General features: G+C 70.1%; 9 protein-coding genes. 5 read left to right on the top strand and 4 right to left on the bottom strand.

The window, feature by feature from the left end:
• Window positions 1-246: 246 nt before the first annotated feature.
• On the top strand, window positions 247-987 hold the full coding sequence (locus ABIA38_RS28055; protein ID WP_424641634.1) for a class I SAM-dependent methyltransferase: 741 nt from the start codon (window positions 247-249) through the stop codon (window positions 985-987).
• Between the two features lie 228 nt (window positions 988-1,215).
• Here ABIA38_RS28055 and ABIA38_RS28060 read toward each other — a convergent pair whose 3' ends face one another.
• Entirely contained in the window at window positions 1,216-2,112 is an 897-nt protein-coding gene (locus ABIA38_RS28060) for an SAM-dependent methyltransferase (RefSeq protein ID WP_424641635.1), read from the bottom strand.
• An 824-nt stretch (window positions 2,113-2,936) separates the two neighbouring features.
• On the opposite strand from ABIA38_RS28060, the gene ABIA38_RS28065 reads away from it, so the two are divergent.
• Complete coding sequence (locus ABIA38_RS28065) at window positions 2,937-4,067, top strand: CapA family protein (protein ID WP_424641636.1); 1,131 nt, start codon at window positions 2,937-2,939, stop codon at window positions 4,065-4,067.
• Window positions 4,068-4,116: 49 nt separating this feature from the next.
• On the opposite strand, the gene ABIA38_RS28070 is transcribed toward ABIA38_RS28065, so the two are convergent.
• Window positions 4,117-4,554, bottom strand: coding sequence for a MarR family winged helix-turn-helix transcriptional regulator (locus ABIA38_RS28070; protein ID WP_424641637.1), 438 nt, complete (start codon window positions 4,552-4,554; stop codon window positions 4,117-4,119).
• Window positions 4,555-4,743: 189 nt separating this feature from the next.
• Window positions 4,744-5,985 carry an FAD-dependent oxidoreductase gene (locus tag ABIA38_RS28075; protein ID WP_424641638.1) on the bottom strand — a complete coding sequence of 414 codons (1,242 nt, stop codon included), beginning with the start codon at window positions 5,983-5,985 and terminating at the stop codon, window positions 4,744-4,746.
• A gap of 84 nt (window positions 5,986-6,069) precedes the next feature.
• On the opposite strand from ABIA38_RS28075, the gene ABIA38_RS28080 reads away from it, so the two are divergent.
• On the top strand, window positions 6,070-6,864 hold the full coding sequence (locus ABIA38_RS28080; protein ID WP_424641639.1) for a TetR/AcrR family transcriptional regulator: 795 nt from the start codon (window positions 6,070-6,072) through the stop codon (window positions 6,862-6,864).
• 76 nt (window positions 6,865-6,940) lie between these two features.
• Here ABIA38_RS28080 and ABIA38_RS28085 read toward each other — a convergent pair whose 3' ends face one another.
• On the bottom strand, window positions 6,941-7,096 hold the full coding sequence (locus tag ABIA38_RS28085; RefSeq protein ID WP_424641640.1) for a hypothetical protein: 156 nt from the start codon (window positions 7,094-7,096) through the stop codon (window positions 6,941-6,943).
• Between the two features lie 754 nt (window positions 7,097-7,850).
• On the opposite strand from ABIA38_RS28085, the gene ABIA38_RS28090 reads away from it, so the two are divergent.
• A complete protein-coding gene (locus ABIA38_RS28090) occupies window positions 7,851-7,985 on the top strand; it encodes a hypothetical protein (RefSeq protein WP_424641641.1) in 135 nt (44 codons plus the stop codon).
• Between the two features lie 11 nt (window positions 7,986-7,996).
• Window positions 7,997-10,995, top strand: a 2,999-nt coding sequence (locus ABIA38_RS28095) for a non-ribosomal peptide synthetase (protein WP_424641642.1), incomplete at its 3' end; no start/stop codon positions are given.

Genomic DNA, 10,995 nt, shown 5'->3' on the forward strand with positions numbered 1-10,995 from the left:
CGGGGCTTCGTCTCACCCGGTGGCCCGGCGAACTGCCTGTCAAGATAGGCGACTTGCTGTACGCCGAGGCGCCGCGGGGGCCGGGGGTTCGCTCCGGACCAGGCATCGGAGCCTGCGGCGGCGGATGGTTCGACGATCGTTGAATCTGGGCGCCTCGGTGGCGTACAGTCGCGAATCGTCACCACATGGTGAAGGTTTCCGTCGACGCACGGGTACGCCGGAAGCCACCGGACCCGGGGAGACGCAATGGCGGAGGAATCGCATGACGGGGCAAGGACGCCGGGAGGCGTCGACTTCGATGCCCTCTACCGAGGGGAACCGCTCCTGCCGGACTCGGGATTGACCCTGGTGCCGTGGGACATCGGTGAACCGCAGCCGTTTCTCGTCGCGCTCGCGGACAGCGGGCAGTTGTCCGGCGACATCCTCGACGCCGGTTGCGGGCTCGGCGAGAACTCGCTGTTCCTCGCCGCACGCGGCTACCGGGTGACCGGCTTCGACGGGGCCGCGAGCGCCCTGGAGCAGGCCGCGGCCCGGGCGACCGCCCGGGGCCTGGACGTCTCGTTCGTACGCGCCGACGCCACCACCCTCGACGGACTCGCCCAGGGGTTCGACACCGTCCTCGACAGCGCCCTCTATCACTGCCTCGACGAATCCGGGCGCAGTGCGTACGCCGCAGCGCTGCACCGAGTGACCCGCCCCGGGGCACAGTTGCACCTGGTCTGCTTCGCCGACGTGAAGGAACCCGGCCTCAATCTCCCCCTGTTGGCGGTCACCCAGGAGAACCTGCGCACGCACCTGAGCGAGCACTGGGACATCACCCGGATCGAACCCACGCACTACGTGACCGCGTTCAACCGCGAGGACCTGCAACGACACCGGACGGACCTGGAGGCGGCGGGCGTCACCATCGACCTCGACGGCGTGCGCACCGACGACACCGGCCGGGCGGTGGGCCCCGCCTGGCACCTGCACGCCGTTCGCCGATAGCCCACCGGCCACCGGGGCCTCGCGCGTCGGCCGCGCCGAGGGTGGTGTCCGTCGTGTCGTCGAGAGGCCCGGCCGCCGTGGGCGGGAGGACGGCGGTCGGGCCCGGTGTCCGTCAGCCGCCAGGGGTGGGCTGGTTCGCCGTGCGTCAGGCGCAGGGCCGGGGCAGGCGCTCGTCCAGCGGCGCGCGCACCCGGCCCTCCTACGGCTCCGATCGGGCGTTCCGGGGCGTCAGCGCGGTTTGCGGGCCACGAAGACGTAGTAGCCGAGGTGGTTACGGATGAACTCGCGCAGCTTCGGCATCGCCGCATCCATGCCGGCGGTGGTCTCGGCGCCGTAGTGCTCCAGGATCTCGTCGTGGTGATCGCGGTAGAGGGTGTCCATCAATTCGCCGGTCACCGCAAAGTTCTCGGTGTGATCCTCCAGCCGCTCCAGCTCGAATCCGGCCTCGACCACCCGGGCCAACACCGTGGGCGGATCCAGCGGCGGTGGCGAGGTCCACACCGCGCGCCACACGGCGAGGTATTCGGGATCGGGTTCGCTGCGCAGGGTGAACTCGGTGAACAACAGCCGTCCGCCGGGGCGCAATACGCGCCGGGCCTGCCCCAGCGCGGCGAGGCGGTCGGACATGTGCGCGAACGAGTCGATGGCCCAGGCGGCATCGTACGACTCGTCCTCGTACTCCTTGCCCAAATCCATCGCATTGGCCAGGGCGAAGTTCACCCGATCGGCGAGTCCCGCCTCGCGGGCCCGCGCCCGGCCCAGCTCGACCTGGGAGCGGCTGACCGTGATCCCGGTGGCCCGGCCCCCGGTCGAGCGGGCGGCCCGGACCGCCGGGCCACCGGTGCCACAGCCGATGTCGAGCAGGTGGTCGTCGGCGGTCAGGCCCAACGTCTCGATGTAGTAGTCGGTTTGCCGATCCATCGCGAGGTTGGCCAGATCGGGCAGGGTGGACGCGGGCGCGCGACCGCCGGGCGGCGTCCACATGCCCACGTGGATGGCGGAGTCGCCGAGGATCAGTCCGTAGAGGGCGCCGAACTCGTCGTAGGAGGAGCCGACCTCCTCGGGTGTAGGGGCAACGGCGTCGCCGCCGTCGCCGGAGAATCCCATGCTTGCGCTGTCGGCCATGGTGGCACTCCATTCCTTGTCGCACCGCTTCGAGAGGCGTGCCACTCGGTGTGGCCTTCTTGTCGGACCTCTCGGGCCGTCCGTGAGGGGCAGGGTCCGCAACGCAAGCGAACACGCGAGTCGTCGCACGCACCCTCGTCGACACCATCCCCACGCCGTCCATGGCCCACGCCGTCGCGCTCAAACTCCCCGGCATGCGGCCGGAGTCGCGCAGCGGGCGGTATGGCGGCTGTGGGGCGGGGAACGTTCCCGAGCGCTGGTCGACCGGCCGGGGTCGGCGTGGCCGTCCGGGACGGGCGCAGCCGACGGAGGGACAAAATCTCCGCCGCCCTCGCGTGACAGGACGAACTCCGCATCAACGGCTACGACTTCGGCGTCACCCTCGCAGCCGAGCCCGGCCGGCGGCGGCCCGGGCCGAACGCCCCGAACGCTGCGGAGACTGTTCGCGGCCGCCTCCTCTGGCTCACGCGATGTCACGGTGGCCGCGAACTCGGCACCCGCCGCGCCGTTTCCGACCATCCACGGCACACAGGACGACCCGCATGGGCGCACCACGTCACCGACGCCACGAACGGCCCGTTCCCAGACGACCGTGCGCACGATCTTCGATTGCACAGGAGATCTGCACAGGAGATCTGCACAGTTTAACTGTTCAGGCTGCCTGTTGTTTTGCTATCGTCGAGGCATGCCGGTGAACGGGCGGGACGGGGACTCGTCCGGGCCCGCCGAGCGTGTGTGGCTCGCGGTGCCGCCGCCGTGCAGCGCGCGGCCGGCACCGCCGAGCGCGGGATCCGGTCGGTTGACGACAGGAATCGGAGTTGATCATGTCGGAGGAAATCTCGTTTCTGGGCGTAGGCGACGTGCTGATCGATCGCGCCGCACCCAGGACCATGTTTGCGCACGTCGCCGAGGTGATTCGGGCTGCGGACATCACATTCGCCAATTGCGAGCAGATGTACTCCGACCGCCGGGAAAACCCCGTGTCGCGCCACCCGTCGCACTCGGATCCGGACAACATCGACGCCCTCGAGTTCGCCGGCTTCGATGTGTTGTCGCTGGCGAACAATCACACGATGGACTGGGGCGAAAGCGCCCTCGTCGACACGTTGTCCAGGCTCCGGGACCGGGGGTTCCGGGCCGTGGGGGCGGGCGTGGACATCACCGCCGCGCGGCAGCCGGTCTGCGTGGAGGCGAAAGGCGTCAAGGTCGGCTTCCTGGCGTACGGAAACACGGGCCCGGAGGCATACGCGGCAGGTGCGCGGAACGCCGGCTACGCGCCCGTCCACGCGTGGACGGAGTACGAAACGTTGGACCGGCAGGCCGCCACGCCCAAGCTGATTCGCTCCGGGGCCGAGCCGGCCGAACTCGCGAGCATGGCCGACGACATCAGGGCGCTCAAGGAGACATGCCACGCCGTGGTGGTCTCCTTTCACTGGGGAATTCATTTCATCCCGCGCGTCATTCCGGATTATTGCCACGAGATGGGCCGGGCCGCCGTCGACGCCGGCGCGGATCTTGTTCTCGGCACGCACCCACACATCTTGAAGGGAGTCGAGACCTACCGGGGCAAAGTGATTTTCTACTCGACCGGGAACTTCGCACTCGAACTCGGCCCGGCACATCTGGCGGACCGAAATGCGGGCCCGGAACTCGAGAAGTTGCACAAACTGTATGGCGTGCGACCGGACCCGGAATATCCCACCTACCCGATGCACCCCGAGTCGAAGGCTTCGATCATCGTGAAGGCCTCGATCTCCCGCGGCGGAATCGAACGCGTCGGCTATCTTCCGGTCCACATCAATCGCAATGCCGAGCCCGAGATCGTCGGTCAGCTCGACCCGCGCGGTCAAGAGGCCTTCCGTTATCTGCGCAGTGTCACCGAGAGCGAGGAACTCACCTGCGTCTTCCGGTGGTACGGCGACGAGGTCGTCATCGACACCTCCGTCAGCGCGTAGGTCCGGAAGCCGAAGGTCCACCCGGCCGCAGCCGGGTGGACCTTCCGCTTCAGCTGTCGGCGAGACGCTCCATGATCTGCGCCGCGTTCGCCAGGGTCCGGCGTTCGGTGGGCGAGAGGTGCCGTTCGATGGCTGTTTCGAGCCAGGCCTCACGAACGGCGGGGATGCTCGAGAGGAGTTCACGGCCCGCGTCCGTGATCGAGACGAGCGTCTTGCGCCCGTCCGTCGGATCCGCGCTGCGGGTGACCAGCCCTTCCCGCAGCAGCGCGGCGACCGTCTCGGCCATCGACTGCGGGCGCACGTGCTCGGCCGCGGCGAGCGCGCTGGTCGTCACGGGTCCGTCGGCGGCGACGCGACCGAGCGTACTGATCTGCGACCACGTCCAGCGCCGGTCGGCGGGCTCGGACTCGGCCCGCAGTCGCGCTCGCAGCCGGACCATCGCGTGGGGAAGTAGGCGAGCAACGTCGCCGGGGAGCGGGGTTGTCATGGGTGGGCACTCTATGGGCCGATTCCACGGATCGCCAGTCCACCTGTTCAGGCCACCTGTACATCGCGGCGGGCGGTGGGCGGTGCACGGTGCACGGTGGGCAACGATCGGGACGCGCGTGTCGCCCTCGCTCGCCCGGTGCCGGGGCGAAACGTCCCACCCGCCCGTCCGCTCGCGAACTCGCGGGGTCTACGCCCTCGTCGGTTCCGCCGGGGAGCGTCGGGCGAAGGCCGGGGCGTGTTCCGGGCGTGGGCCCAACGCGACCAGGCGGGACGGGAGTTGGCGGAACCCGGGGAGGTATCGGGTGGCCAGGACCAGCGCGGTGGGCGGGCCGACCCGGCGGCCGGTGAGGATCGGGACGAAGAACCCGTCGTGCACCATCAGCTGCACCCGCTGCAGGATCACCGTGGGCCGCCACCGTCGCCGCTGGACCCTCGCCAGGTCGGCGGTGGTCAGCCGGCCCAGGCGCAGCGGTGCGGCGAGCAGCGTGGCCGCCGCCACCGCGTCCTGGACGGCGAGGTTGATCCCCACTCCGCCGGCCGGTGACATCGCGTGCGCGGCGTCGCCGATGCACAGGAGGCCGTCGGCGTACCACTGCGGGAGTCGGTCGAGTCGGACGTCGAGCAGGTGGACGTCGTCCATGCTCGGCAGCCGGTCGACCCGGTCCGCGTAGCGCGGCATCAGGTCGGCGATCCGCGCCCGGAAACGTTCGATGCCTTCGGTGCGCAGGCGGGCGTCGGATCCCTTGGCGATGAAGTAGGCGATCTGGAAGTAGTCGTTCCTGGTGATGCTCAGCGCGAACTCGCCGCTCCGGAACGCGGGGATCAGCCGGGGCTCCTGGGCCTGCTCCGCGAGATGTCTGGGCAGCCGGAACCACCAGGTGTCGAACGGGACCGGGAACTCCCGGGGCACCAGGCCGGCGGCCCGGCGCAGCGTGGAGTGGCGGCCGTCGGCCGCGACGGTGAGGGTGGCGCGGGTCTCGCCTTCCTCGCCGTCCCGGGTGCGGTGGCGGACGCCGACGACCTTGCCGCCCTCCCGGATCAGCCCGGTCGCGGCGGTGTTCATCCGCAGGGTGAACGACGGCTCCTGCCGGGCCTCCTCGGCGAGCAGGTTGAGCAGGTCCCACTGCGGGATCATCGCGATGTAGTTGTACGGCGCGGGCAGGGCCTCGAAGTCGGTCAGCCGCACCCGGCCGCCGGCCGCCGTGGGCACCTCCATGTCGCCGAGCCTGCTCTGCGGCAGTGCGGCGAACTTCCGGCCCAGGCCCAGCTCGTCCATCAGCCGCACGGTGGACGCGTGGACGGTGTCGCCGCGGAAGTCGCGCAGGAAGTCGCCGTGCTTCTCCAGCACGGTCACCTCGATTCCGGCCCGCGCCAGCAGCAGGCCCAGCATCATGCCGGCCGGTCCACCCCCGGAGATGACGACGCTCATGGCACTCTCCCCTCGTTCCGAGTGAGACTCCAATAGATAGAGTCTCTGGAACGGTCTCAGGTGTCAAGTCGTATCATGTTTCACATGCACGGACACGAGCAGATGCAGGATCTGGTGGCCGCCGCCCTCGCGGCGGCAAGGGAACGCGGCCGGGACGTCGCGGACGTCCCGCTGACGGCGATCGCCGCGGCGGCCGGCGTCTCCCGCAGCACGTTGCTGCGCCGACTGGGCGGCTCCCGAAGCACCCTGGACGAGGCGGTCCGGCGGGCGGGCGTCGACCCCGGCGGCCGACGGCCGGTCCGCGAGCGCGCGATCGAGGCGGCGGCGCGGCTCGTCGCCGAGCGGGGCCTCGGCGCGGTGACCCTGGATGCCGTCGCGGAGCGGGCCGCATGCTCGCTGCCCAGCCTGCACACGGTCTTCGAGGGCCGAGACGGCCTGCTCGGCGCCGTCTACGAACGCCACGGCCCACTCATCGACCTGGAGGCCCTGGCCGCCGACCCGCCGGAGCGCCTGGAGGACACCGTGCGCAGCCTCTACCTGGCGGTGATCACGGCGTTCGACCGCGAGCCGCGCGTGCTCCCGGCGATCTTCGCGGACCTCTTCAGCCGACCGGACGGGCCCGCCGCGCACGCGATGCGGGCGTACCTCCCGCGCCTGTTCGACACCCTCGACCGGCTCCTGCTGCCGCACGTGGAGGCGGGCCGGATCCGACCGCTGCCGCTGCCGATCCTGGTCCACCTCCTGCTGGGCCCGATACTCACCCACATCCTGCTGCGACCGGTCCTCGAACCCATACTGGGCGCCGATCTCCCACCCGTGAACGAGGTCTGCGCACTGTTCACCGAGGCCTACCTGCGCGCGGTCGCGCAACCGGAATGACGCGGCCGGCGCCGCCGCAGCGCCACGGCACCGGGCGCGACCCACGCCGCCGACCCCACCGCGCGCCCGTACGCGCCTACCAGCGAACGGTCTGTCCCCGGTGGTCCAGGTACTGCAGTCCGCCCTTGCCGGTCTGGGCCTCGACCGTGTCGACGACGCCGGGGATGCTCTCCTCGATCGTCAGGGGCGCGGAGGGTCCGCCCAGCGTGGTCCGCACCCAGCCGGGCGCCATGAGCAGCAGCGCGCGCGGGTCCTGCGTGTGGCGTGCGGCGAAGCTTGCGCATCAACTGGCGGAAGGCGGTCTGCCCGCTTCGCCGCTGCGTCGCGGTCACCTGCCACCCCCGGTTCAGGTATTCCTCGGCGATCGCGTAGCCCAGTCCGCGTGACGCACCGATGACCAGTGCGGACTTGTCCATGGGTCCGGTAGGTGTTGACATCACTGCCCCTCACTCCTCGATGGCAGACCACTCGGGCCGCCACCTCGCTCACCAGTCGCCACTCGCCACTCGCCACTCGCCACTCGCCACTCGCCGAGTCACCGTACGTGATCAATCGATCCGCGTAGGGCGAGCGACACGAGCGAGCCGATGAGCGCGGCGCGCGCGGAGTCCGGGCAACGAGCTCACGAGCCGGCAGGCATCGCCCCCGCCGCCGCCGACCAGCCGCTGTCGCGACGTCGAGCACTCCTACGTTTCGTGGGCAGCGGGAACTCGTCGCCACAAACTCGCCGGCGAGGAAAGATATTCAGCCGAACACAAGTGGTCGATGCCATTCCGTGTCCCGGCGCCGGGACACGAAACACCTCGGCCCGACGCACTGTCCACACCGGACCACATCAAATCGGCTACCGGACGAGAGCCGCGGAACCATCACGACAAAATCCACCGTGTATTGCTTGCCGGCCGACCGATATGGAAAGGCCGCAGAGGAGTCGTTTTCCTCGCCCGCGGTGGGAATTTGCTGCCGGCCACCCGCTGAGCGGCGGCATGCGCAATGAGCTGGGTGGCGAGGTGAAGATCACGACGGTGTTCCGCAGTCGGAACGTTGCCGAGTGCGCGGTTCGGATCGAGGAGCCGAGCACCGCGTCGAAACGCCGCCGGCTGCGCCGGATGACCGCTTAGGAGTAACCCCGATGATTCCGTTGTCCTTCGCCCAGCGTCGGCTGTGGTTCCTCCATCGTCTGGAGGGACCGTCCGCGACCTACAACATCCCGTTCGTGCTGCGGCTGGACGGGCCTTTGGACACGGCGGCCCTGGCCGCGGCGGTGACGGATGTCGTTGCTCGGCACGAGAGCCTGCGCACCTTGGTGGTCGAGGACGCGGACGGCACGCCGGAGCAGCGGATCCTGGCCCCGGAGCAGGCGGTCCCGCGGTTCGCGGTGGTCGACGTGGCCGCGGACGCGGTGGAGGCCGCGACGCGCGCGGTCGTCTGCGAGGGGTTCGAGCTGGACACCGAACTCCCGCTGCGCACCTCGGTCCTCCGGGTCGGACCGCAGGAGCACGTGGTGGTGTTCGTGTTCCACCACATCGCGGCGGACGGGGCGTCGATGGCGCCGTTCCTGCGGGACCTGACGGCGGCGTACGCGGCACGCCGGCACGGGCGCGCACCGGACTGGACGCCGCTGCCGGTGCAGTACCGGGACTACACGCTGTGGCAACGGCAGATGCTCGGCGACGAGGCCGACCCGGGCAGCGTCGCTGCCGAGCAACTCGCCTACTGGCGTGACGAGTTGGCTGAATCGCCACAGCCGGCGCAGTTGCCGCTGGACCGGCCGCGGCCGACCGCGGCCGGCCACGGCGGCGGTGGTGTTCTGTTCGAGCTGGAACCCGAACTGCTGTCCGGTTTACGAGAGCTCGCCGCGGGCCACGGTGCCACGGCACCGATGGTGACCCAGGCCGCGCTGGCGGTGCTGCTTTACAAGCTGGGTGCCGGGGAGGACGTGACGATCGGCAGTCCGATCGAGGGCCGTGCCGACGAGCAACTCGAGGATCTGATCGGGTTCTTCGCCAACACCTGGGTGTTGCGCGTGGACCTGTCGGGGAATCCGTCGTTCGGCGAGCTGCTGGAGCAGGTGCGGGACCGGGCCCTGGCCGCGTACGACAACCAGGACATGCCGTTCGAGCGCCTGGTCGAGCTGCTCGGCCCGGAACGTTCCACGTCGTACTCACCACTGTTCCAGACGATGCTGGCCTGGCAGTTCGTGTGGCCGGAGATCGAGCTTCCGGAGCTACGCGTCACCCCCGTCCAGGCGGGCACCGGCACGGCGAAGTTCGACCTGTTCTTCAACATCGTCCCCGACGGGTCCGGGCGCGCGCATGGACTGCTGGAGTACGCGACGGACCTGTTCGATCACGCGACGGCCGAGAGTCTGGTCGACCGATATCTGCGGGTGTTGCGCCAGGTGGTCGCCGATCCCAAGGCCCGACTCGGTGCGATGGACGTGCGCACCGACGCCGAACGTGACCGGCTGGCCCGGCTGAACGAGACGACGGTGCCGGTACAGGGGACGACGGTGCCGGGCGTGATCGCCGCCCAGGTCCTGCGGACGCCGGACGCGACAGCGGTAGTGTGCGGGGAAACGACGTTGTCGTACCGGGAGTTGGCGGCCCGCGCCGATCGGCTGGCGGCGGTGTTGCGCGAGCGCGGGGTCGGGCCGGATGTGCTGGTGGCCGTGGCCTTGCCACGCTCGGCGGACCTGGTGGTCGCGCTCCTCGGGGTGCTCAAGGCCGGCGGCGCCTATCTGCCGATCGACCCCGATTACCCGCCCGCACGAGTCGGCCTCCTGCTCGACACGGCCGATCCCGCGCTGGTGTTGACCGATCGTGAAACGGCGCAGGCGGTGGCACAGTGCCGGCCGCCGGTGGTTCACCTGGACGACCCGGACTTCGACGGCCCCGTCCTGACGACCCCGAATGTCCTTGTCAGGCCGGACAACCTCGCGTATGTGATGTACACGTCGGGATCAACCGGAGTCCCCAAGGGCGTCGCCGTCACCCACGCCAGTGTGCTGAACGGGGTGCGGGATCTGGGCCGGATCACGCAGATCGAGTCCGGTTCTCGGGTGCTTGCGGCGACCTCGGTGAACTTCGACGTGTCGGTGTTCGAGATCTTCACCGCGCTGACCTCGGGTGCGAGTGTCGAGATCGTCCGTGACGTGCTCGAACTCGCCGAGCGTGACCGGTGGTCGGGCGGCACGATCAGTGCCGTGCCGACGGTGTTCTCCGCGCTGCTCGACGACATCGCCGGCAAGGGCTCGGGCGCCCTCGAACTCGATGTGCGGACGGTGATTCTCGCCGGTGAGGCGCTCTCGGCGGACCTGGTGCACAAGGTGCGCGAGGCCCTGCCCGAGGTCCGGGTCGTCAACGCCTACGGGCAGACCGAGAGCTTCTACGCCGCCACGTTCACACTTCCCCAGCGGTGGACCGGGACCGGCGCGGTACCGGTCGGTCGGCCATTGGCCAACATGCGCGCCCATGTCCTGGGGCCGGATCTGGCGCCGGTCGCACCGGGTGTCGTGGGTGAGCTGTATATCGCCGGGTCCGTCGCCCGTGGTTACCACCGAAGTGGCGGAGCGACCTCGGAACGCTTCGTCGCCTGCCCCTTCGGGCCCGCCGGTGCGCGGATGTATCGCACCGGTGACCTGGCCCGGTGGGACGGCGACAGTCAACTGGTATATGCGGGACGTGCCGACGCCCAGGTGAAGGTCAACGGTATCCGAGTCGAGCCGACCGAGATCGAAGCGGTCCTCGCCGGGCATCCGGCGGTCCGGCGGGCGGCGGTGACGGTTTGGGTGGACGACACCGGCCGCGGGCGGCTCACGGGCTACGTGGTGCCGGTGGACGGCGGTGCCGGTGAAGGCGACTTCGCCTTGGACACCAGTGTGTCGGTGGCCGATCTGCGGCGGTTCCTGGCCAGGCGGCTGCCGGACTACATGGTGCCCGCCCGGCTCGTGGTGTTGGATCGGTTGCCGTTGACGGCGACCGGGAAGTTGGATCGGGGTGCGTTGCCGGAGCCGGTGTTCGGTGGTGGCGGGTATCGGGCGCCGGGTGGTGCGGCGGAGCGGGTGTTGGCCGAGGTGTACGCGGATGTGCTGGATGTGGAGCGGGTGGGTGTCGACGACGACTTCTTCGC

This window comes from Embleya sp. AB8 (assembly GCF_049739465.1).
GTDB lineage: Bacteria > Actinomycetota > Actinomycetes > Streptomycetales > Streptomycetaceae > Embleya.